This is a genomic window from Rahnella sp. ATs2, from assembly GCF_051851855.1.
GTDB classification, from domain to species: Bacteria; Pseudomonadota; Gammaproteobacteria; order Enterobacterales; family Enterobacteriaceae; genus Rahnella; species Rahnella variigena.
The window spans coordinates 44,664-68,917 of record NZ_JBLYPL010000014.1; the positions used below are offsets into that span (position 1 = coordinate 44,664).

Genomic DNA, 24,254 nt, shown 5'->3' on the forward strand with positions numbered 1-24,254 from the left:
ATGGACATTCAGGACATTATCGAAATTTTCATTCTGGCGGCGGTGATTTTTCTTCCGCTGGGATATGCCCTGCGCAGCCGGTTGCCGCGCTGGAGAAACCGCTTTGCGACGCGATTTCTTTCGCCGCGTTATTTAACCCCCATGACCATCAGCAGCATCAATAAGAACCGCAAACGCTCCGCGACTTTGCCTGAAAATTCTGCGGCTACAGGGAAATCCAAAACTTCACTATGAACGAATCGCACTCTTCTTCTCCGCGCTTGCGGATCTGGCAATCCTGGCGCGGTCTTGGTGCCTGGAACTACTATTTCTTATTGAAATTTGTTCTGCTTTCACAGGGTTATCTGAATTTTGACGCGCTGAGCAATCTGGTTTTTGCGGCCGTATTATTATTCCCGCTTCGCTCCCTGCGCCTCCATCGCTGGCGACAGTGGGTTGCCCTGCCGTTCGGCCTTGCGCTGCTTTATCATGATACGTGGTTGCCGGGCTGGCGTTCCATTGTCAATCAGGGAGCCGACGTCGCAGGTTTCAGCGTCAGTTATCTGCTTGAACTGGCTGACCGTTTCATCAACTGGCAGTGGATTGCAGTCGGTTTCGCCCTGCTTGTCGGTTATCTGTTTATTTCACAGTGGTTACGCCTGACCACATTCACGGTGATAGCCCTGTTATGGGTGAATCTCAGCGGTGTGATCACGCCGCTGTTTACGCATACACCGGCACCGGTTGTGGCGCAAAATACCGCGGCGGCTCCGGCACAAGTCGCGTCATCCGGTACCGATAATACCGTCACGGGTCCGCCGACCAATGCCAACCTGAATGCGTATCTGGATCAGTTCTACCAAAATGAACGCCGCAAGGCGACTAAGTTTCCTGATGCCCTGCCAGCCGATGCTCAGCCTTTCGATCTGCTGGTGATCAATATCTGTTCGCTGGCCTGGGCTGATCTGGACGCGGTGAATCTTTCGAATTCGCCGCTGTGGTCGCGTTTTGATTTTGTGTTCAGTAATTTCAACTCCGCCACAGCATACAGTGGCCCGGCGTCGATTCGCCTGCTGCGTGCGAGCTGCGGTCAGCCATCCCACCACGATTTGTACCAGCCAGCCGGTCAGCAATGTTACCTGTTTGACGATCTGGCGCGTCTGGGCTTTACCTCGCAGCTGGCGATGGATCACACCGGCGTGTTCGGTAATTACATCGGCAATCTGCGTGATGACGCGGATATGAAAGCCCCGCTGATGTCACAGGCTGGTCTGGGTTATGAACTGACCTCTTTCGACGGTTCACCCATTTTCAACGACGGGCAGCTGTTCTCACGCTGGCTTGAGAATCAGGAAAAAGCCGGCACCGCACGGACAGCAACCTTCTTCAACCTGATCCCGCTGCATGACGGCAACCGTTACGTCGGCAGCAATAAAGGTGCGGACTACCATAACCGCGCACAGACACTGCTGAACCAGCTGAACACCTTTATGGATCAGCTGGATAAATCGGGTCGTAAAGTGATGCTGGTGGTGGTGCCTGAACATGGCGCGGCGCTGGTGGGCGATAAGATGCAGATTTCCGGCCTGCGCGATATCCCGAGTCCGGGTATCACTCACATCCCGGTCGGCGTGAAGTTCTTTGGTATGCAGGCACCACATGCTCCGTCGCCGATGAAAATCGAAGGCCAGAGCAGCTATCAGGCGATTTCAGAAATGGTCGCCCGCGCAGTCGATGGCAAAGTCTTTACCACGCCGACCATGGACTGGAAAACCTTCGCGTCGAACCTGCCGCAAACGCCGCTGGTGTCTGAAAATGAGAACTCGGTGGTAATGGAATATCAGGGGAAAATCTATATTCGCCTGAATGGCGGGGGATGGGTGCCGTATCCGAGCTAATGCTATTTTGTGGGCTTGCCGCCCACACGGGCAAAACCTTGGGTTGCCACCCAAACGGCCTCAAGTCAAAACCGTGGGCGTCGGCCCACACCGACCAGAGACCCGGTAACGCGCGGGCCTCTGGACTCCGCGCTTTTTTCACTTCGCGCTATCGCTGGACACTATGTTTCAGGTGCCACTGCGACAGGCTGGAAATCTTGCCGCTGCGCGGTGCCTTCTCTCGGTCTTCGAGCCAAAGGTCTCGAAGCCGCTCCGTTCAGCAAGATTTCTGAACCGCCCTTGGCTTTTAAAAATAAAACAGAACAAGTAAGGTTGTGAAGTAAAGGCCTGAGGCCGGTTCCAAAATACCGCCGGACGAGAGGTGGAAAACCGCGTGTCTTTTTACGCGGGTTGCAACCCGAAGGGAGGGAACCGCGCAGCGGCGGGATTTTGCGGCTATCACGGTGATACCTGAAACATAGCCAGCGAGCAGAGCGCGCAGTTAAAAAAACGCAGGATTCCAAAGGGTTTCGTTTAAAACCCTTTGGGCCAGTGTGGGCGGCGAGCCCACGACCTTGACCCTAAGGCCAGTTTGGGTGGCAACCCAATGTGTTGGTTTTGGAGTTGGTTTTGAATTTAAAAGCCGCCTGTGTCCGGCATTGACACTATCACTCCGCAAATAACTGGTCATACACATGCTGTAAATGCCTTGCCATCCTTGCTTTCGCCCCCGCTCCATCTTTCGCCAGAATCGCGTCCAGGATCCCCTGATGGTCGGCATTCATTTCACGGGCGAAATCGACTTCGGTGTAATGGCTTTCTAAGCGCATAAACCGGCGTGAGCGGCGTTTATCCCACAGGTAGCCCATCATATCGTGCAGCACTTCATTGCCGGTCATCTCACTGATCATCAGATGGAACCGGCGGTCAGCTTCGAGGAATGCGTCGTTGTTGGCATTCAGCTTATTCAGCTCATCGGCAATTTCTTTCAATTTCACACGCTGCTCTTCAGTACCGTTAATCGCCGCCAGTTCCGCCGTCATCGCTTCATACACCTGTCGTGCTTTCACCAGCGACTGCAGGCTGAATTCTTCTTCATGACTGACCGTTTGCTGTGCGGCTGGCGTTGCCTGTGGCAGCGGGTCGCTGACGTAGACACCATTGCCGGTGCGGATTTCCACCCAGCCGGTGATCTCCAGTGCAATCAGCGCCTCGCGGATGGAAGAACGGCTGACGCCCAGCTGTTTGGACAGGTCACGTTCGGACGGGATCATCGCCCCCGGCGCGAACTGACCGGTGTTGATGCAGTTAATCAGTACGTTTGAAATCTGGCGATACAGCCGTTCCACTTTCAGGGTTGGTAATTCCATTATTGTCTCCATGTTCTTGCTGAATCGCAGATCTGTTATCCAGGTCACATTAATCATCGGTTTGATACTGAATCATATGTCGGTCTGATGGCCTGACCAGCAGACCACCTGACCAGACCGCGCATTAAGATTGAACTTATCACCGGCCATGCGTCAACTACATTCAGAGAGTCAGTTAACAATTTTAAGGAAAACACATGGAACAGACATGGCGTTGGTACGGCCCGAACGATCCGGTTTCGCTTGATGATGTGCGTCAGGCTGGCGCAACTGGCGTGGTCACTGCCCTGCACCATATTCCTAACGGTGAAGTGTGGCCGGTAGAAGAAATTAAAAAGCGTAAGGCGATCATTGAAGCCAAAGGTCTGGTGTGGTCGGTTGTCGAAAGCATTCCGGTACATGAGGAAATCAAAACCCGCAGCGGAGATGTTGAGAAGCACATTGCGAACTATCAGCAATCTATTCGTAATCTGGCGGAATGTGGGATTTATACGGTCTGCTATAACTTCATGCCGGTTCTGGACTGGACGCGTACCGATCTGGGTTATCTGCTGCCAGACGGTTCACGCGCCCTGCGCTTCGACCATATCGCTTTCGCGGCCTTTGAATTGCATTTGCTCAAACGTGAAGGCGCGACGTCGTATTACAGCGCTGAAGAACAGAAACAGGCGGCAGAATATTTTGCGGCGATGACGCAGGCAGAGAAAGACCAGCTGGTGTCAAACATCATCGCCGGTCTGCCGGGTGCAGAAGAAGGTTATACGCTGGATCAGTTCCGTGCCCGTCTGGCGACGTACGACGGTATCGATAAGGCCAAACTGCGTGAAAACATGGCGCACTTCCTGCGCAGTATTGTGCCAGTGGCGGAGCAATGCGGATTAAGTCTGGCGGTTCATCCGGATGATCCCCCGCGCCCTATTCTCGGCCTGCCGCGCATTATCTCCACCATTGAAGATATGCAGTGGCTGAAAGAAACCGTCGACAGTATTCATAACGGTTTCTGCTTCTGCACCGGTTCTTACGGCGTGCGTGAAGATAATGACCTGGTGAAAATGATGACCGATTACGCTGACCGCGTTCACTTCATCCACCTGCGCGCCACGTTGCGCGAAGAAGTTCCGGGCAGCTTCCATGAAGCCGACCATCTTGACGGTGATGTGGATATGGTCGCAGTCATCAAAGCCATTCTGACCGAAGAGCAAACCCGCCGCCGCGCAGGTAATTTGCGCGCTATCCCGATGCGCCCTGATCACGGCCATCAGATGCTGGATGACTTGCACAAGAAAACCAATCCGGGGTATTCGGCGATTGGACGTCTGCGGGGACTGGCGGAACTGCGGGGTGTAGAGCGGGCGTTGAAACAGAGCTTCTTTGCCGAGTAAACTCGCGGGATTAATTAACTTCCGACTGAGATAATTTCGGTTTCTTAATAACGGTTATCACTCGGCCTTTCGCGCTGAAACCGACCAAGAGGGAAAAATGCTTTTTCCCTCTTGGATCTTCCTTCGCTTTTTCAAAAAGCGCTTCCGCTCGGTGGCTATGTTTCAGTTACCGCAGTGACAGGCTGGAAAGCTTGCCGCTGCGCGGTCCCTTCATTTCGGGATTGCAGCCTCAGGTCTGCAACCTCTCATTCAGCAAGCTTTCTGAATCGCCCGCACGATCTTAAAATCAACGGCAGATCGTCTCTTTTATCTTTTAGAAAAGTGGATTGGCGTGCTTAAAATCCAGCTGAACGGAGCGGCTTCGAGACCTGTGGCTCGAAGACCGAGAGAAGGCAGTGCGAAGCACCTGGATTTGCGCCACTTACCAATGCGCCAGAACATGTCCGTCATACCCGCGACAGCGCGCAGTGAAAAAAGCGCGGAGTCCAGAGGCCCGCGCGTTACCGGGTCTCTGGTCGGTGTGGGCCGACGCCCACGGTCTTGACCTTAAGGCCAGTTTGGGTGGCAACCCAAGGTGTTGTTGAACTTAAACGGCCGCCCCTTTTGCAGCGGCCCACTCTGCAAAACTCAAAAATGATACGCCACCGCGTTTTCCTGCTCCGGCCACGGATGTGACTTGTACGGTTTAGCCGGATAGTTAATCTCAACACTTCTGCGGCGGAAATCACTTGGGCTGACCCCTACCCGTTTGCGGAATACCCGCGAGAAATACAACTGATCGTCATATCCCACCACACGGCCAATCGTCGCTATAGATTCCTGAGTCGTCTGTAATAACAGTTTGGCGCGGATCACCCGCTGATCTTCACGCCAGCGCAGGATGTTGATCCCCACCTGCTCGCGGAAAAGATGTGCCAGCCGTGATGGAGACAGGCAAACATGACGCGCCACTTCGTCGATACGCAACTCTCCGGCAAGATTTCCGGTGATGAACTGGCAGGCTTCGATAACGCGCGGATCCATAATTTTTTGCGGGCTCTGCGGATCTTCTTCCATTGCGCGCAGCAACAGACGCTCCAGCAGATTCATCCCTAACTCTTCGCAGAAACGACGGCCTGATTTTTGAGTTTGCTCGATATTGGCAAACAGGCGGTCGAATTCCAGTAATAAGGTGTTATTCGGTAAGGAGAGACGCCCGACGTCGCGGGTTTTGGTGTGCCACTCCAGCCAGTCTGCCCAGTAGGCACGCGGGCGGAAATACACCCAGCGGTGATACCAGGAATCGGCGTTAGCGGAACGGCTGTAGAGATGACGGGCTTTCGGCGGGAATAATAGCAGATCACCGGGGTTGCAGTAGAACGTATCTTCGCCGTCAAAAACTTTACCCTGCCCTTTTACGGTCAGGTTGAGGATGTAACCTTTCATGCCGCCCGGGCGGTCGATGGCAAAGTCCAGTGGCCCGTCAGCAAGGATCGGTGTCATACCGGCGACCAGATAGGCGTTGAAACTGTAACCCGGTAACAGCGGGTTTTGCTGCTGATCCTGAATCATACGGTGATACATCGAACCTCCCGAAACTTCACGTGGCTATGGACTTTTTATCTATTCTAATCGGCGATGAAAACGCTGCCAATAAATGTTACTTTTTTGTGAACAACCACGCGTTTTTGCGGCATTTAACCGGTCTGAGCGTTAAATGCCGCGGGTAGTAAGCTGTGAAAGCGTTATCACAAAACCGGTTTAAACGGTCTTTTTGGCTTTCTGTTTGTAACGGTCGAAGATAACCGCCGCCAGCAGGATCAGACCACGTACCACATACTGCGAGAACGGAGATATATTCAGCAGGTTCATGGCATTTTCCACGGTACCCAGGATCAGGATCCCCGATACCACGTAGGAAATTTTACCGATGCCGCCTTTCAGCGAAACGCCACCCAGCACACAGGCGGAGATGACGATCAGCTCAAAGCCCAGCGACGTCATTGGCTGACCGCTGGTCATACGTGAAGCCAGAATGATGCCCGCCGCCGCCGATACCAGACCGGACAGAACGAAGATGATGATTTTAGTGCGCACCACCGGCACACCGGCCAGACGCGCGGCATCTTCATTACCCCCAATCGCCAGCGTGTTACGGCCAAACGTGGTTTTGTTCAGCAGCAGACCAAAGATAATCAGACAGCCGACCGTCAGCCAGATTGGCGCGGGCAGTCCCAGCCAGTTGGCGTAACCGAGTGCGAAGAAGCGTTCGTCTTCGATGCCCACTGCTTTACCGTCAGAAATGATGTACGCCAGACCGCGCACAATCTGCATGGTGGCGAGCGTGGTGATCAGCGCGTTAATTTTCAGGCGGGCGATAACAAAACCGTTGAGCAAACCGGTCAGCATCCCAAGCAGTAAACCGGCAGCGACGCCAATCCACAGGCTTTCAGTCATGTTGATGACCACCGCGGTTGTCACGCCCGCACAGGCAATGACGGAGGCGACGGACAAGTCAAAGTCACCGGAAGCCAGACAGAACAGCATCCCGCAGGCCACCATGCCGGACATCGAAATAGCCAGTCCCAGCCCTTTCATGTTGATGAAAGAACTGAAGTTCGGCACGAAAATCGAACAGGCGAGAAACAGTACGGCGAACACCACTAACATGCCGTAGCTGTCCCAGATACGCATCAGGCCTTGTCCGCTGCGCGATGCGGCTGAAGGTTGATCCGGTTTTGCTGAATTGGTTGTCATACTCGACATAATATTTTTGCTCCTCAGTCAGGCAGCGTCAGGGGCAGAATCAAGGTCTGGTGTCCGCAACATGGCGAGCCCCAGCGCTTTTTCTTCGGTGGCTTCATCGTGGGACAGTTCGCCGGAGACAGCGCCTTCGCGCATCACCACAATTCTGTCCGCCAGACCCAGCACTTCCGGTAAATCACTGGACGCAAACAGCACCGCAATGCCTTGTTTCGCCAGTGAATAAATCACGTTGTAAATCTCATGCTTGGCGCCGACGTCAATCCCACGCGTCGGTTCGTCGAGCAAAATGACTTTCATGTCTTCCGACAACCAGCGCCCTAAAATGGCCTTTTGCTGATTACCGCCGGAAAGGTTCATGATCAGCTGCTGATCGCTTGGCGTTTTGATATTCAGCGCCTCGATGTGCTTGCGCGCATTTTTCGCTTCCCAGGCGTTGTTGATCAGGCAACCCGCTTTCACCGTTTTCCGGCGGGCGCTGATGTTGATGTTGTCACGTACCGAGTGAACAGGAATGATGCCGTCGGCTTTGCGGTCTTCAGGACACAGCATGATGCCCTGGCGGATCGCGTCTGCCGGTTTGCGGATGTTCATCACTTTGCCATCGAGCCGCAGTGTGCCGCCGGTGACGCGCGTGCCGCCGAATAACCCCTTCATCAGCTCACTGCGACCGGCGCCTACCAGCCCGAACAGGCCGACGATTTCTCCCTGACGCACGCTCAGGCTGATCGGCGTCTTCACGCCCGGTGCTTTGACCTGATCCAGCTGCAAACGTATTTCGCCGTGCGGACGCGGCGCGTAGCCGTAAATGTCGTCCAGATTACGGCCGACCATCGCCTGCACCAGCTTGCTGTTATCCACCTGGGTCATGTCGTCAAAGGTCCGCACATAGCGGCCGTCTTTGAAAACGGTGACAGCGTCACTTAATGCAAAAATCTCTTCCATACGGTGTGACACATACAAAATCACACGCCCTTCTGCCCGCAACTCACGGATAACACGGAATAATTGTTCGATTTCACGTGCTGAAAGTGAACTGGTCGGCTCATCGAATGCAATGATTTTGGCGTTACGCGCCAGCGCTTTAGCGATTTCCACCATCTGCCACTGGCCGATGGAGAGATATTTCAGCGGGGTATCGGGATCGATATCCAGCCCGAGGTGTTCGAGCTGAATTTTGGTTTCATAGCGCAGCAATTTGCGGTTCACAAAACCGTGTTTGCTGGGCAACTGTCCGAGATAAATGTTCTCTGCCACCGTCATTTCCGGCACCAGATGCAATTCCTGATAAATGATCGCCACACCGGCATCGAGCGCATCGGTGGTGTTATTGAAAGCGACCTGCTGCCCTCTGATATGAATATTGCCCTGTGAAGGCTGATAGTTGCCGCTGAGGATTTTCAGAAGCGTCGATTTACCCGCGCCGTTTTCGCCCATCAGCGCATGGATCTGCCCGGCATAACAATTGAAAGAAATCCCGTCCAGCGCTTTCACGCCTGGAAAAGTTTTGCCAATGTCATGGAATTCCAGATACGGCGTGGCCGCATCAAACTCCGTCAGTGACGGTGTCAGCAAAGGCGTCTTGTTTGAAGATTGCTGAGTCATAGTGGCTACCTGGAAATTAAGTAAAGTTGAATGCACGCCACTGCACAGCAGAAAACAGTTCGTAAAACTTCCTGTCGTCCACTCTGCAGCAGCGTTATCTAATGCTCGTTTACTCGCTATTCCTCTAAATCATTCGGGTTGCAGGAAGGCGGCAAGTTCGTGAATCCCCGGGAGCTTACATAAGTAAGTGACCGGGGTGAACGAACGCAGCCAACGCATCTGCAGCCCGAAGGATGACGAGGAAATTACATTAAGCCTTTCTTCTTCAGCTCTTCTTTGAAGTTGTCGCGGGTGATCAGGACAACATCAGTGACTTCGGTGAATTTCGGTGGTTCAACGCCTTTGGTGACCCATTCGTTCAGCATCTGGATACTTTTATAACCGTGGATATCCGGGCTAGGTAACAGGGAACCATAGAAGCCGGTTTGCGCGCTTTTTGACAGCTCATTCACGGCGTCCACACCGTTGATACCGATACCGATCACGTTAGCGGCTTTGAAGCCCTGACCTTCTGTTGCACGCACACCGCCGAGAACGGTGTTGTCGTTCATACCGATGATCAGCCAGTTCTTCACTTCAGGATGTTGGACTAACAGGGAGTTACCGGCATCCAGTGCGCCAGGAATATCGTTGGATTTGGTCGGAACTTTATAGATTTGTTTTTCCGGGAAACCGGCAGCTTTCAGCGCGTCCATTGAACCGGAAGTACGGCGGCGTGCAGTGTCCAGCTCATCAGCGGTAATCGCCATCACGCCGGTATCTGCGACTTTCCAGCCACGTTTTTGCATTTCTTTATACAGTTCCTGTCCCTGACGTTCGCCTATTTTGGTGGCGGCCATCATCACCAATGGCACCTCTTCCATTGGCTTGCCTTTGGCATTCACGAACTGGTCATCCACCTGGATAACTTTCATGTCATAGCTGCGCGCTTTCGCCATGATGGCAGGCCCCAGACGCGGATCCGGCGTACAGATAACAAAACCTTTCGCACCGTTTGCCGCCAGACTGTCGATGGCATTCAGCGTTTTTTCACCGTCTGGCACAGCAATTTTAATGACCTCAAAGTTCAGATCCTTACCGGCTTTATCTGCAAAGCGCCATTCAGTCTGGAACCACGGCTCTTCGGGCTGTTTAACCAGGAAACCCAGCTTTGGATTTTCGGCTGCCATAGCTGAATGTGACATAACGGCTGCTAACCCTACCGCCGCTAATGCCTTAGTGAATTTATGCATGATGTTCTCCGACTTTTATTGTTGTTTTTCACAATCGCAGTCTCATATCTGTTGGTTTGCCGCAATCATGAAAACGTTATCAGTAGCGTAAAGAAACAAAGTGAAAGTGCGGCGAAGTCCGGTATGTAGCGGATTTACGTCACACTCTCTTGTAAGACGGGTTAAGTTTTAGCGGTAATTTTGCAGCGGAATGTAGAGCGCTATCACACGGCGGGAAAACAGCAGGTTTGTACATAGATATAGCGATTTTAGCCAAACGCTAACATTTGACCAACCTCACAGAAACATCATTGGGAGCAGATTTGTGCATACTTCCAGCTAACGCCTCCTCACTCACTTTTTTGCATCCTCCTACTGTTAGAGCAATTCGATTCGCCGCCGTAATGACTACGGCAAACCTGAAGGAGTGAGAAAGAATGACGCAAGGTGCGATTGCTCTTGGTCTTGATTTTGGCAGCGATTCTGTCCGGGCACTGGCTGTGGATTGTCAGACCGGTGCGGAGATGGAAACTGACGTGGTTTATTATCCGCGCTGGACTGAAGGCCGTTACTGTGACGCGGCAATAAACCAGTTCCGCCACCATCCGCTCGACTATATAGAAGCGATGGAGCAGGCAATCAAAAACGTCGTGCAACGTCTGGGCAGTGAACGGGCGGCGCGCGTGGTAGGGATCGGTGTGGATTCCACCGGTTCCACGCCTGCTCCTGTAGATAATGAAGGCAACATTCTGGCGCTGACGCCTGAGTTCGCCGAAAACCCGAACGCCATGTTCGTGTTATGGAAAGATCACACGGCAATAGAAGAAGCCGAAGAAATTAACCGCCTGTGCCGCAGCGGTGAATTCCCCGACTATTCCCGCTATATCGGCGGCGTTTACTCCTCTGAATGGTTCTGGGCAAAAATCCTGCATGTTTCCCGCGCGGACGCTGCCGTTAAAACAGCCGCGGCTTCTTGGGTTGAACTGTGCGACTGGGTGCCTGCCCTGCTTTCCGGTACCACCGCGCCGGACAAAGTGGTGCGTGGCCGTTGCAGCGCCGGACACAAAATGCTCTGGCATCCGTCATGGGGCGGTTTGCCGCCAAAAGATTTCTTCGCTGCTCTCGATCCTTTGCTGGTCGAAAACCTGCCGTATCCGCTGTTTACTGACACCGTTACCGCTGAACAGGCGGTTGGCACGCTGACCTCTGAATGGGCAGAACGCCTTGGTCTGCCTGCTTCCGTGGTGCTTTCCGGCGGTGCATTCGACTGCCATATGGGCGCAGTCGGCGCGGGCGCACAGCCTTATACGCTGGTGAAAGTGATCGGGACTTCCACCTGCGACATTCTGATCGCCGACAAAGAGCGTGTAAACGACCGCGCGATTGCCGGGATCTGCGGTCAGGTCGAAGGCAGCGTGGTGCCGGACATGATCGGGATGGAAGCCGGACAATCCGCTTTCGGTGATATGTATGCCTGGTTTAGCCGTCTGCTGAGCTGGCCGCTGATTCAGGCCGCCAAAGTGCATCCTGAAATGGCACCGCAACTGACCAGCCTGCAAAAAAATCTGCTGTCCGATCTCACCGCAGCGTGGGCGGCCAGTCCGAAACTCGATCATCTGCCGCTGGTGCTCGACTGGTTCAACGGTCGCCGTACGCCGTTTGCTAATCAGCGTCTGAAAGGCGTCATCACCGATATCAATCTGGGCACGCAAGCGCCGGAACTGTTCGGGGGCTTTATCGCTGCCACCGCCTTTGGCGCACGCGCCATCATGGAATGTTTCGAACAGCAGGATATTCCGGTGGAGAACGTCCTCACGCTCGGCGGTATCGCACGTAAATCACCGGTCATCATGCAGGTTTGCGCCGACGCGATGAACCGTCCGCTGCAAATCGTCGCCTCCGATCAGTGTTGCGCGCTGGGTGCGGCAATTTTTGCTGCCGTCGCCGCCGGGGAATTCAGCGACGTTCCGGCCGCACAGGAAAAAATGGCCTGCAGCATAGAACGTACGCTGCTGCCGGATCCACAGCGCGTCGAACAATATCAGCGCCTGTATGAACGTTATCAGCAATGGTGTGCCACCACTGAACCGCTGTTTGCAGCGAAACCGGCACATTAATGTCTGTCTCATAAATTGCTATTTCACACCTACGATATTCAGGAGTAATAAATGGACGCGTTTAAACATCTCGAAGTGTGGTTCGCCATTGGCAGTCAGCATCTGTACGGACCGGAAGCATTGCGTCAGGTAAAAGAGAACGCCGAGAAGGTGGTCAGTAGCCTGAACAGCGAAGCCGGTTTGCCGGTTAAACTGGTGCTTAAACCGCTGGTCACCACGCCGGATGAAATCACGGCGCTGTGCCGCGACGCCAACTACGACAATGCCTGCGTGGGGATCATCACCTGGCTGCACACCTTCTCTCCGGCCAAAATGTGGATCGCGGGCTTAAGCATTCTGCATAAGCCACTGTTGCAGTTCCATACACAGTTCAACGCTGAAATTCCGTGGGACACCATGGACATGGACTTCATGAACCTGAACCAGACCGCACACGGCGGCCGCGAGTTTGGCTTCATTGGTGCCCGTATGCGTCAGCAACACACTGTGGTCGCGGGTCACTGGCAGGATGGCGAATCACATCGCCGAATCGCCCAATGGATGCGCGTCGCTGCCGCGAAAAACGAAAGTCAGCATCTGAAAGTGGCGCGCTTTGGCGACAACATGCGTGAAGTTGCCGTGACAGAAGGTGACAAAGTGGCCGCACAAATCCAGTTCGGCTACAGCATCAATGCTTACGGCATTGGCGATTTGGTCAGCGTCATCAACGAAGTCAGCAAAGGCGATATCGACACGCTGGTGGAAGAATACGAAGCCACTTATCGCCTGACCGATGCGGTTAAACTTAACGGCGAACGTCGTGAAAACCTGCTGGATGCGGCGAAAATCGAACTGGGGATGACGCATTTCCTGGAGCACGGTAAATTCGGCGCATTCACCACCAACTTTGAAGATCTGCACGGCATGAAACAGTTGCCGGGGCTGGCGGTACAGCGTCTGATGCAAAAAGGCTACGGCTTTGGCGGCGAAGGCGACTGGAAAACTGCGGCACTGCTGCGCATCATGAAAGTGATGGCCAGCGGCCTGAAAGGTGGCACGTCGTTCATGGAAGATTACACCTACCACTTCAAGCCGGGTAATGACCTGGTAGTCGGTTCGCACATGCTGGAAGTGTGCCCGTCGATTGCTAAAGAAGAAAAACCGTTACTCGATGCGCAATATCTCGGCATAGGTGGCAAAGCGGATCCGGCGCGTCTGATCTTCTCCACGCCGGCAGGCCCTGCGGTTAACGCCAGCGTCATCGACATGGGCGACCGTTTCCGTCTGCTGGTCAATCTGGTGGATACCGTCGAGCAACCGCATCCGTTGCCAAAACTGCCCGTCGCCCGGGCTATCTGGAAAGCCCAGCCTTCACTGGCGACAGCGGCAGAAGCCTGGATCCTTGGCGGCGGCGCGCACCATACCGTGTTCTCACAGGCACTGGATATTGATGCGCTGCGGTTATATGCGGAGCTGAGCAATATTGAATTGCTGGTGATTGATAACGAGACGACGCTGCCGGACTTTAAGAATCAGATCCGGTGGAATGAGGTGTATTACAAACTTTGCAGTCGTTGATTTGCTTGCTCCTCCACTTCAAAGAGCCTTTTTTCTTTGCTCCTCCCCCTGCGAAGGGGGAGGCCGGGAGGGGGTTTTAAAGCCAAACACTCTGTAAAAGCAAACTTCAACTCTTTGATTTTTCGTTAATACCCCACCCCAACCCTCCCCTTCGCAGGGGAGGGAGTCGCCCCAGCCAGTCTTCACAATTCTTACGCATCCTCGACAAGAACGAACAGAAACTGTCATTTCCCCGTCACATTCCCCCTTTACGCTCACCCCACAAATAAATCCCAAAGAGGATAGTACCAACCATGATCATTCCAGCTCATACCGGCGGGAATGCGCCTGCGCGCATGTCTTCTCCCCCTGCCATCGCTATTCATCAGGTGTCCCATTACTTTGGGAGCAACCCGGTACTCAATCACGTCAATTTATCCGTGCCGGAAGGTACGATCCTCGCCCTGCTTGGCCCTTCGGGCTGCGGGAAAAGCACGCTGCTGAAAATGCTGGCGGGGCTACTCCATCCCGCGTCGGGGCAAATCAGTTTTGATGGCGAAATCGTCGCCAGCGGGAAACTCAGCGTGCCGCCGGAAAAACGCAATCTCGGGATGGCGTTTCAGGATTACGCCCTGTGGCCGCACATGAACGTGCGCCAGAACGTGGCGTTTCCGTTGCAAATGCGCGGGATCCGTGGCGCAGCTCAACACGAGAAAGTAATGGCCGCGCTGGAGCGCGTCGGGCTGGCGGATTTTGTCTCGCGCCGCCCTTCTGAACTTTCCGGTGGTCAGCAGCAGCGCGTGGCGCTGGCACGGGCGATTGTCGCCGAGCCGCGTATTTTGCTGTTCGATGAACCACTGTCAAATCTTGACCGCGACCTGCGCGAAAGCCTGTGCGAAGAAATGGCGACATTGTTGCGCCAGCTCGGCACCACGGCGGTGTATGTCACCCACGATCAGCACGAAGCTCATGCACTCGCTCACCGCATTGCGCGCATGGACAAAGGCGCCATCGCCAGCATTGACCAGATTGACCCTTCCGTTGTTTCACCTTTTGTTGCTTAACCTTTGATGGAATGAAAATGATGAACCGCACACACAACACACAGACAAAAACGTTTTCCCGTACCAAAACAGGCGTAATGACAGCAATGACTCTTTCTCTCGCAATGGCAGCCGGCAGTGCTCAGGCACTGACGCTCTACACCGCCGGGCCGGGTTCACTGGCAAAAAAACTGGCAGCAGGCTATGAAAAACAAACCGGCGTAAAAGTCGATGTGTTCCAGGCAACAACCGGCAAAGTCATGGCGCGGCTGGAAGCCGAACAGGCTAATCCGCGCGCGGACGTCTTAATTTCAGCGTCCTGGGATACCGCAACCGACCTCGAGCAACGTGGCTGGTTGCTGGAATATCAAAGCCCGAATGCAGAACAGGTTCCGGCACAATTCAAAACGCCGTATTACGTCGCGCAGGGTATTTCCGCGCTGGGTATCGTGTGGAACACCAAAAGCGGTACTACCGAACCAAAAGACTGGGGCGATTTAGCCAAACCGGAATTCAAAGACAAAGTCACCACGCCGGATCCGTCGCTTTCTGGTGCTTCTTTAGATTTGCTGATCGGGTTACAAAATGCGCATGCACAGCAGGCCTGGAAGCTGTTTGAAGATTTGAAAGCCAACGGCATGATTATCGCTGGTCCGAATGCGCAGGCCCTGACGCCGGTCTTGCAGGGGGCAAAAGCCGCGGTATTCGGCGCAGTGGATTATGTGTCTTATGGCAGCGTGCAGGACGGCGAATCCGTTAAAGTGATTTTCCCGAGCAGCGGCACGGTTATCGCGCCGCGTCCGATGATGATCCTCAAATCCAGCCAGCAGCAGAAAGAAGCCAAAGCATTCATAGATTACGCGCTCTCGCCTGAAGGCCAGAAACTGGTCGCCGATGCGTGGCTGATGCCAGCGCGCACGGACATTGATGCCAAACGCCCATTGTTTAAATCATTGAAATTGCTGCCAGAGGCCTCACAGGCTTCAGCATCCCGTAAAGACGTTCTCGAGCGTTTTGCGAAGCTGTTCGGCCAGCAATAATCCTTTCACGGGCTGTCGCTAAAACAGCCCGCTTCTGAGATTTGATCAATGAATAGAAACGCTTTTTTACCGGGCGTAACGGGCATCGCGCTGCTGTTACTGGTCGCGGTGCCGGTGGCATTTGTGATCTTGCAGGCGGTTTTTCCGCATCTGGATACCGGCAGTTATTCGGCGCCATTCAGCACTTTTACCCGCGTTTTTGCCGAACCTTCGTTGCAGGCACTGTTTGCCACCACGCTGAAAGTCGGACTGGGCGTGGCGTTATGCAGCGCGCTGATCGGCGTGCCTCTGGGCGCGCTGCGCGGATTATTCGCCCTGCCCGGCGCCGTTCTGTGGGATGTGGTTTTTCTGATCCCTTTTTTAATACCGCCTTATATCGCTGCGCTGTCGTGGATGCTGGCGCTGCAAACCAACGGTTACGTACAGCAATTGCTGCCGTGGCTGCATCTGAATGATTTTCTGTTTTCACTGCCGGGTATGGTGGCAGTGATGACGCTCAACGTTTTTCCGGTGGTCTATTTTGCCGTCTCGCGCAGCATGGCCGCCAGCGGCAGCCGTCTGGCGGATGTGGCGCGTATTCATGGCGCAGGCCCCTGTCGGGCATTTATCCGCATCACGTTGCCGATGGCCTTACCGGCCATGGCCTCCAGTCTGCTGCTGGCGTTTACCCTGTCGATAGAAGAATACGGCGTGCCCGGCGCGTTAGGTTCGCGAAGCGGCATTCTGATGCTGACGACCGGTATCGAACAGCGTCTTGCCGACTGGCCGATTGATATGCCGGGAGCTGCGGTGCTTTCCCTGCTGCTGGTGGCGATCGCACTTTGCGCTTACAGCGTACAACGCGCGGTGCTGGCCGGTAAAAATGTCGAGAGCATGACCGGTAAACCGGCTGATGTGACACAGAAATCGCTGGCAGGCTGGACGCTGCCGGTGATGGCGTTATTTACCGTCGTGGCGTTGATTGCGGTGGCGCTGCCGATTGTCTCCACGCTGGTGACGGCATTTTCCGGCACCCTTTCCGGCGGACTGACGCTTTCCAATTTCACATTACGGCACTTTGGCAATCTGTTTGCTGCGCATAGCGATGCGCTCGGTGCGCTGTCGACCAGTCTCAGTCTGGCGCTGGGCACGGCGCTGATCGCCGGTGCGACGGGATTTCTGGCGTCATGGCTGGTGGTGGCACGCAAAATTCGCGGGGCGGCGTTGATTGACGGACTTTCGCTTTTTCCGGCCGCGCTGCCGGGTATCGTGGTGGGTGTCGGGCTGATCCTGGCCTGGAACCGCAGTTTCTGGCCCGTGACACCGTATAACACCTGGGGGATCCTGCTGTTGTCGTATTGCTGTCTGCTGCTGCCTTATCCGGTGCGTTATGTCAGCGCGGCGCTAAAGCAGATTGGCGGTAATCTCGATGCGGCGGCACGGGTACACGGCGCGACTGCCGCGCAGGCATTGCGGATGATCCTGCTGCCCCTGGTGTTCCCGAGTTTACTGGCGTCAATGATGATGGTATTTGCAGTGGCATCGCGTGAACTGGTGACGTCGCTGCTGCTGTCCCCGGCAGGTGTGCAGACGGTTTCCGTGTATGTCTGGCGGCAGTTTGAACAGGGTTCGGTGGGCGACGGTATGGCGATGGCGTCGATTGCCGTACTGCTGAGCCTGACGCTGATGTTAATCGCATTCAGGCTACAGCAGCGTCAGACGTCTTAACTTTGACGCTGCGCTTCACGGCGCGGGCGGTCGCCAGACGGGATTAGCAAACCGGCTGCGACCGCCAGCACTGAAACCACCGCCGACACCACGAATACCCAGTGCAGCGAAGCGGCCACGCTGTCGGTCAGCATATTCAGCTGTCCTGCGTCCATCGCGCTGCGCGTGGTTTTTTCCATCAGTTGCTGAACCGGATCGTTCACCTGCGGCAGCCGGTATTCCAGATTAAGATTCAGCGTCGCGCCCAATACCGCCGTGCCGATGGCTGAGCCAAGCATCCGCGTGAACAGCGTCGACGCGGTAGCAATGCCGCGGATCGCCGGTTCTGCGCTGTTCTGCACTGAAACGATAAATGTGGTGTTAGAAAGCCCCATGCCTGCGCCGATAGAAAACGCCGCGATGCGCGCCATCCACAATCCCGACGACGGCGAAAGCAATAACAGCGCCAGACTTCCGCCCACCAGCAGCAATCCCCCCGTCACCGCCGTGGTCCGATACGACGTTGCCTGCATCATGCGGCTGCTGAACATGCTTGCCAGCGGCCAGCCGATGGACATCAGCGCCAACGTGGTGCCCGCCTCCAGCGGTGTTCCGCCGAGAACGCCCTGAACGTAAGTCGGCAGGAACGCGCTGATCCCCATCATGGTCGCGCCGATAATCAGACCACCGACATTACCGGCAATAATTACTTTGCTGTCCCACAGCGCCAGCGGGAACAGCGGTTCAGGCGTTTTACGCTCCTGACGCACCAGTAATCCGCCGTTGACAACAGCAAACGCCAGCAACGCCAGCGCCCAGTAGCCCAGAGCTTCGGCCTGTAACAGCGCCAGTAATAAGGAAGCGACGGCGAGCGTGAGATAAGTGGTTCCGGCAAGATCCAGCTGATGCGGTTTACGCTGACCGTCCGGCGGCAGGTATTTGATCAGGATCGCCATTGCCACCAGGCCGATAGGCACGTTCACCCAAAACACCACCGCCCACGGAAAATGGGAAACAATAAACGCCCCCATCAGCGGGCCGACTATCGCCGACACGCCCCATACGCTGGACAAATACCCCTGCGCTTTCGCCCTTTCCTGCGGACCGTAGACATTGGCAATCAGCGTCGTGGCAATGGGCGTAATGGCGCCAGCACCCAGCCCCTGCAACGCACGAAAACCGATCATCCAGCCCAGCGACGGCGCGAAGCCGCACAGAACCGAACCAATAAGAAATAAGGTGGTGCCGATGAAAAACATTTTCCGGCAGCCGTATAAATCCGCCAGCCGCCCGTAAATGGGCACCGTAATCGCCTGCGTCAGAAGATAGACGGCGAATACCCAGCCAAGCAGTGAAAAACCACCGAGATCACCGATGATGGTCGGCATCGCGGTCGCGACAATGGTCACTTCCACCGCGGCCATAAACATCGACAACATGCAGGCAATGAGGATCAGCGGACGGTGGGAAGATTTAACAGCAGATGTTTGGACTTCAGAATGATTGACGGCCATGTTCTTTGTTTTCTTAAGAATTGTATTGATGAATGCACTCAGGCAGATTTCAAATTATAGACGTAAAAAAGGCTCCGGGTTTTGCACTCAGAGCCTCCGAACTGGCGAAATTTTGTGACAACGTCACCGTCAGGCGCGGGTCATTGTTTTGAGATTGAAGCTGGACAGGTCAATAAACTTCGCCATATCGCGGCTTTCAGCGCGGGGTAAATACGGAATTTCTCCCAGAAGCGGTGCTGAAATATTGGCGCTTATCGCGTCAATCGTTTCCTGATAGTGAGCCAGGCACGGATTAATGCGGTTCGCCACCCAGCCAATCAACGGTAAACCATCAGCAATAATTGCCTGCGCTGTTAATAATGCATGGCTGACGCAACCTTCCTGAATACCGACCACTAATACCACCGGCATATTTTGCTGGCGTACCCAGTCAGAATAAAAAAGATGCGGAGTAATCAATGTTCTCCAGCCATCACATCCTTCAACAACCACTGAATCCGCCTCTTCACGCATGAAATTAAGACCATTGGTCATTATTTCAAACACATTCCCGGGGATCTGGCTGGCATAAATATCTTCATCCGCCAACGCCAGAGGGGTTATTTTATTAAAAGGATAAGAAATAGAAGATGACTGCTGGAGAGTTACCGCATCTTTATTTCGAACCCCGTCGGCCAACTCCTGGCTGCCTGTTGCAATAGGTTTATAGCCTAAAACGCAGCGGTCCTGCGCGGCTAAGGCCTGAAGCAAGGCACGTGTGACAATGGTTTTACCTACACGGGCGTCCGTACCCGTGACGAAAAAGTGCGTTAACATGGAATTCAGGCTCCGGGATCTCTCCGTCTTATTGAAAGATAGTCGCCGGTAAGAAAACACCACCAGAGACAAAGTATCGACAGAAAGTCTAGGCGATGCGAGATGAGAGCAGTTTGCGTTAGCGCAATGTTTTGTCGACTCGGTGAGCAAAAATGCCGGAAGGCTTATAGCTATTTTATTAAGATAAACAACCTAACGTTATATAAAACTTAGCCTTGCAGTAATTTTATTATCAGGGAGCCGCTGTATAACGCGTCTTTGACTAATGCCGCACCGGGCATAGTTCCCTGATTATAGAATTGCGTCGATTCGAGTTTGATATTCTCGCTATATGCAGGAAGTGACTGCTGCTGAATACAGGACATTATCGCGGGATGGAGAATATCCTGAGATAAATTAAGCGGCGAGCCGATCAGCACTTTTTCCGGATTGAACAGATTCACCATGATCGCGAGAATTCGCCCTACGCTCTGACCGACACTGATAATCACATCGCGCGCCAGTTGATCGCCACGGTTAGCGGCGTCGCATACGGCCTCAATGGTCAGCGAAACCCCATGCAGTAAGCTGGCTGGAACCGGTACCGTCAGACGCTGACGTACAAGTTCGAGAATACTGTCCGTGCTGGCCACCGTTTCCAGACACCCATGATTGCCGCAATAACAACGCCTGCCGTAAGGATCCACCTGCGTATGACCAATTTCCGCCACACTGCTGCTACCCGCATGCAGAACCCGTCCGCTGGTGATCACGCCCACACCGACATTGTGATCAATCACTACCTGAACGACGTTTTTACAGCCACGGGAGGCGCCATAAAGTGACTCCGCCAGCGTCCACGCACCGATATCGTGCTGCACATAAACCGGCAGACCGGTATGTACGGAAAGCGTGTCGCCAAGCGGCATATCAAACACGTCATGGTAAAACGGCATACGGTGTACAATGCCCCTGCGTGCATCTATCATCCCCGGCAGGGTAATGGCGATGGCGGTAAGGCGTTCGAGTTTGCGCTGATGACGGATAAAGAACTGATCGATTTCAGAGATAATACGTTTGAGCAGCGGTTCCGGAGCCTGAACCGGCAATGGCAGCACTTCTTCCACCACCAGTTTACTGCTCAAATCCCGCAAACCTAAGGTCACGGTTCCGGGACTGATACGGGCAGAAAGGTAGTGCCAGGCCTGCGTATCCAGCGCCAGACCAATGGCCGGACGCCCGCGACTGCCGGGATCCTGAAACTCCGTTTCCAGCACCAGATGAGCCTGTAACAACTCGCGGACAATCTTGGTGATACTGGCCGGAGCCAGTTGTGCTTTTTTCGAAAGCTCGATACGCGAAATGGGACCAAACTGATCTATCAGGCGGTACACAGCACCGACATTGGTTTGTTTAATCTGGTCGATATGTCCTGGTTGCCCGTCGGGGATCACTCAAGGAACTCCTGTTATTTTCGCGCTTCAAAATAAAGATTAGGGGTATGTTGGAGTTTTTGTTATATGTCGTCAACTATTTGATTAGTTATGTGATTTGGTGCACAAATTGCGTGAAAAGACCCTCAGAATTGACTGGAAAAACAGCATGTTCTGTACAAGAAGTCCGTCAGTCATCGTGGAGCAACAATGCCATAAACGCGCGGGTCGCTGCCGTAAGAGGACGTGTCGCATGATTCACCAGCCATAATTGCGTTGTGCCATGCAAATTGCCAAAGCGCAGATAGCGCACGCCTTCCACCTGAATCCGCAAATAAGACGCCGGTAAAATCGATACACCCAGCCCTGCCGCCACCAGCCCGATGATCGTCAGCGGTTCCCCGACTTCCTGGGTGATAAACGGCGTAATGCCCTGCGCTTTCAACTGCCCGAGAATATCGTCGTACAGCGATGTACCGACATCTTTAGAGAAGAACACAAATGGCTGATCGGCCAGATGCTGGAACGTCAGTTCGCCCTCGGCCAGCGCATTAAGCGGATGGTCTTTATGGACTACCGCAATCAGGGGTTCAGTCAGTACCAGATGATGTTCCAGTTCCGGCGGCAGCTCGCCGTTGCGCATCATCCCCAGATCCAGTTTTCCTTCCAGCAGCGGTTCGATTTGCTGTTTGCTGTTGAGCTGTTCGATGCGGATATTCACGTCAGGATACGTCAGGCGAAACCGATGCAACGTACTTGAAACTCGGCGTAAAAACGGCGCCGAAGACGTCAGCCCGAGAGTCAGATTCCCGGATTCCCCGCGGTGAATACGCGCCGCCTGCGCCGAGGCCTCATCCACACGTTGTAAAATCTGACGCGCTTCTGACAGAAACACCTGACCCGCCTGCGTCAGGCGCACGCTGCGGTTACTGCGGTAAAACAGCGCCGCGCCGACATGCGCTTCCAGCGCCTGAATTTGCTGGCTCAGCGGCGGCTGGGAAATATGCAAACGCTCCGCCGCCCGGCCAAAATGCAGTTCATCCGCAACCGCGATGAAATAACGTAAATGACGCAGCTCAATGTGACTCATAACGATGTCCGGTTGTTCCTGATTGATACTTTAAACATATCGTTTTCGATTGATTAATATATTAGACAATACAACGACCACTGTTAAAATTTTCATACATTTTAAAATTTAGTTTTACAGCCCATCGTATTAAGGATTTCCAGTGAAAACCTCCCGGCGGATTTCCGCTGCACCTGCTCAAGATTCTGTTAATGACGACGAATTAAATCCTGACTCGCCTGTCGCCCGCTCCGGTCTGAAAACTCCTTTTATCAAACGTGGTACGCCGCAATTTATCCGCGTTACGCTGGCCCTGTTTTCTGCGGGTCTGGCGACATTTGCGTTGCTGTATTGCGTGCAGCCGATTTTGCCGGTGTTGTCTCATGATTTCGGCGTATCACCGGCCACCAGCAGCCTGTCGCTGTCGTTATCGACCGGTCTGATGGCAATTGGGCTGTTGTTTACCGGGCCGGTTTCTGACGCCGTCGGGCGAAAATCGGTGATGGTGGTGGCGTTACTGCTCGCCGCAGGCTGCACGCTGGTTTGTTCCTTTATGCAGAGCTGGGACGGCATTCTCATCATGCGCGCGCTGATCGGTTTATCGCTCAGCGGCGTGGCAGCGGTAGCAATGACTTATCTGAGTGAGGAAATCCACCCGAGCGTAGTCGCCTTCTCGATGGGTTTATACATCAGCGGGAACTCGATCGGCGGCATGAGTGGCCGTTTAGTCAGCGGCGTGCTGACCGATTTCTTTTCATGGCGTATCGCCGTCGCGGTCGTCGGTTTCTTCGCCCTCGCCGCCGCGATTATGTTCTGGCGCATTCTGCCGCCTTCTAAGCATTTTCGCGCCAGCTCGCTCAAGCCCCGCAAACTGCTGATCAACTTTAAGCTGCACTGGCGTGACAGCGGATTACCGTTACTTTTCGCCGAAGGTTTCCTGCTGATGGGCAGTTTCGTGACCATGTTCAACTACATCGGTTATCGTCTGCTTTCATCGCCTTATAACCTGAGTCAGGCGATTGTCGGGATACTTTCCATCGTCTATCTGATGGGGACTTACAGTTCGCCCAAGGCAGGCGTACTGACCGGTGTCTATGGTCGCGGCCCGGTGCTGATCGGCTCGACAGCCATCATGCTGCTGGGGATTTTGATCACCGCCTTATCTCCGGTATGGCTGATTTTCATCGGCATGATCCTGGTCACCGGCGGGTTCTTCGCTGCGCACTCTGTGGCCAGCGGCTGGATTGGCCGTCGTGCGCGCCGTGCTAAAGGTCAGGCTTCGTCTTTATATCTGTTCAGCTACTACGCGGGATCGAACGTCGCCGGGACGCTGGGCGGATTCTTCTGGCATGCGTACGGATGGTACGGGATTACCGGGTTTATCAGTCTGATGCTGATTGTTGGCGTGGGTGTTGGGTTCCGGTTGATGCGACTTTCTGAGGCAAAAGCCGCTTAATGCCATTTTTTGTGCAGAGGCCGCTGCAAAGGGGCGGCTTTTAAATCCACTTCGACTTCAAAATCAAAATCAATACCTTGGGCTCGCCGTCCAAACTGGCCCAAAGGTCAACACCTTGGGTTGCCACCCAAACTGGCCCTAAGGTCAACACCTTGGGTTGCCACCCAAACTGGCCTTAAGGTCAACATCTTGGGTTGCCACCCAAACTGGCCCTAAGGTCAACACCTTGGGTTGCCACCCAAACTGGCCTTAAGGTCAACATCTTGGGTTGCCACCCAAACTGGCCCTAAGAGGCGCCTATCGCCGCGCCTCTTAGGAATCTCCGGCTCTTTTACTGCGCGCTCCGCTCGCTGGCCATGTTTCAGGTATCGCAGCGACAGGCTGGAAATCTTGCCGCTG

The 24,254-nt window shown here is 54.2% G+C and carries 18 protein-coding genes; 9 read left to right on the forward strand and 9 right to left on the reverse strand.

The window, feature by feature from the left end:
* Together bcsF and bcsG are read left to right on the forward strand one after the other, a co-directional pair.
* A complete protein-coding gene (gene bcsF / locus ACJY2G_RS15980) occupies positions 1-234 on the forward strand; it encodes a cellulose biosynthesis protein BcsF (RefSeq protein ID WP_430320532.1) in 234 nt (77 codons plus the stop codon).
* A complete protein-coding gene (bcsG, locus tag ACJY2G_RS15985) occupies positions 231-1,877 on the forward strand; it encodes a cellulose biosynthesis protein BcsG (RefSeq protein WP_439291923.1) in 1,647 nt (548 codons plus the stop codon). The genes bcsF and bcsG overlap by 4 nt, the downstream gene beginning before the upstream one ends.
* Positions 1,878-2,524: 647 nt before the next feature.
* Here bcsG and ACJY2G_RS15990 read toward each other — a convergent pair.
* Complete coding sequence (locus ACJY2G_RS15990; RefSeq protein WP_430320534.1) at positions 2,525-3,226, reverse strand: FadR/GntR family transcriptional regulator; 702 nt, start codon at positions 3,224-3,226, stop codon at positions 2,525-2,527.
* Between the two features lie 197 nt (positions 3,227-3,423).
* Here ACJY2G_RS15990 and uxuA point away from each other — a divergent pair, with 197 nt between their 5' ends.
* Complete coding sequence (gene uxuA, locus ACJY2G_RS15995; RefSeq protein WP_112292001.1) at positions 3,424-4,608, forward strand: mannonate dehydratase; 1,185 nt, start codon at positions 3,424-3,426, stop codon at positions 4,606-4,608.
* A gap of 627 nt (positions 4,609-5,235) precedes the next feature.
* Here the strand turns inward: uxuA and araC are convergent.
* The 4 genes from araC to ACJY2G_RS16015 all read right to left on the reverse strand — a co-directional run bounded on the left by araC (position 5,236) and on the right by ACJY2G_RS16015 (position 10,187).
* Positions 5,236-6,171, reverse strand: a complete 936-nt coding sequence (gene araC / locus ACJY2G_RS16000) for an arabinose operon transcriptional regulator AraC (RefSeq protein WP_095922099.1) — start codon at positions 6,169-6,171, stop codon at positions 5,236-5,238.
* Between the two features lie 177 nt (positions 6,172-6,348).
* Positions 6,349-7,353, reverse strand: a complete 1,005-nt coding sequence (gene araH, locus ACJY2G_RS16005; protein WP_120164009.1) for an L-arabinose ABC transporter permease AraH — start codon at positions 7,351-7,353, stop codon at positions 6,349-6,351.
* 18 nt (positions 7,354-7,371) lie between these two features.
* Positions 7,372-8,955 carry an L-arabinose ABC transporter ATP-binding protein AraG gene (gene araG / locus ACJY2G_RS16010; RefSeq protein WP_112288540.1) on the reverse strand — a complete coding sequence of 528 codons (1,584 nt, stop codon included), beginning with the start codon at positions 8,953-8,955 and terminating at the stop codon, positions 7,372-7,374.
* A gap of 245 nt (positions 8,956-9,200) precedes the next feature.
* Positions 9,201-10,187, reverse strand: coding sequence for an arabinose ABC transporter substrate-binding protein (locus ACJY2G_RS16015; protein WP_112288541.1), 987 nt, complete (start codon positions 10,185-10,187; stop codon positions 9,201-9,203).
* Positions 10,188-10,603: 416 nt separating this feature from the next.
* Between ACJY2G_RS16015 and ACJY2G_RS16020 the strand changes: the two genes are divergently transcribed.
* From ACJY2G_RS16020 to ACJY2G_RS16040, 5 genes are all read left to right on the forward strand, one after another.
* A complete protein-coding gene (locus ACJY2G_RS16020) occupies positions 10,604-12,283 on the forward strand; it encodes a ribulokinase (protein WP_430320535.1) in 1,680 nt (559 codons plus the stop codon).
* A gap of 51 nt (positions 12,284-12,334) precedes the next feature.
* A complete protein-coding gene (gene araA / locus ACJY2G_RS16025) occupies positions 12,335-13,840 on the forward strand; it encodes an L-arabinose isomerase (protein WP_120164006.1) in 1,506 nt (501 codons plus the stop codon).
* 293 nt (positions 13,841-14,133) lie between these two features.
* The gene (locus ACJY2G_RS16030; protein WP_120164005.1) at positions 14,134-14,883 is read left to right on the forward strand and encodes an ABC transporter ATP-binding protein; all 750 of its coding nucleotides are present in this window, start codon (positions 14,134-14,136) and stop codon (positions 14,881-14,883) included.
* 77 nt (positions 14,884-14,960) lie between these two features.
* Positions 14,961-15,902: an ABC transporter substrate-binding protein gene (locus tag ACJY2G_RS16035; RefSeq protein ID WP_430320575.1), complete on the forward strand. Its 942-nt coding sequence runs from the start codon at positions 14,961-14,963 to the stop codon at positions 15,900-15,902.
* A 48-nt stretch (positions 15,903-15,950) separates the two neighbouring features.
* Positions 15,951-17,609 carry an ABC transporter permease gene (locus ACJY2G_RS16040; protein ID WP_430320536.1) on the forward strand — a complete coding sequence of 553 codons (1,659 nt, stop codon included), beginning with the start codon at positions 15,951-15,953 and terminating at the stop codon, positions 17,607-17,609.
* Here ACJY2G_RS16040 and ACJY2G_RS16045 read toward each other — a convergent pair.
* From ACJY2G_RS16045 to ACJY2G_RS16060, 4 genes are all read right to left on the reverse strand, one after another.
* Entirely contained in the window at positions 17,606-19,102 is a 1,497-nt protein-coding gene (locus ACJY2G_RS16045) for an MDR family MFS transporter (RefSeq protein WP_430320537.1), read from the reverse strand. The two genes, ACJY2G_RS16040 and ACJY2G_RS16045, sit on opposite strands and share 4 nt — an antisense overlap.
* A 129-nt stretch (positions 19,103-19,231) precedes the next feature.
* Positions 19,232-19,918 carry a dethiobiotin synthase gene (gene bioD / locus ACJY2G_RS16050; RefSeq protein ID WP_112290477.1) on the reverse strand — a complete coding sequence of 229 codons (687 nt, stop codon included), beginning with the start codon at positions 19,916-19,918 and terminating at the stop codon, positions 19,232-19,234.
* A 209-nt stretch (positions 19,919-20,127) separates the two neighbouring features.
* Positions 20,128-21,351, reverse strand: a complete 1,224-nt coding sequence (gene mlc, locus ACJY2G_RS16055; RefSeq protein ID WP_112290476.1) for a sugar metabolism global transcriptional regulator Mlc — start codon at positions 21,349-21,351, stop codon at positions 20,128-20,130.
* Between the two features lie 169 nt (positions 21,352-21,520).
* On the reverse strand, positions 21,521-22,420 hold the full coding sequence (locus ACJY2G_RS16060) for a LysR family transcriptional regulator (protein ID WP_112290474.1): 900 nt from the start codon (positions 22,418-22,420) through the stop codon (positions 21,521-21,523).
* A 142-nt stretch (positions 22,421-22,562) separates the two neighbouring features.
* Here ACJY2G_RS16060 and ACJY2G_RS16065 point away from each other — a divergent pair, with 142 nt between their 5' ends.
* A complete protein-coding gene (locus ACJY2G_RS16065; RefSeq protein WP_439291924.1) occupies positions 22,563-23,855 on the forward strand; it encodes an MFS transporter in 1,293 nt (430 codons plus the stop codon).
* Positions 23,856-24,254 lie beyond the last annotated feature (399 nt).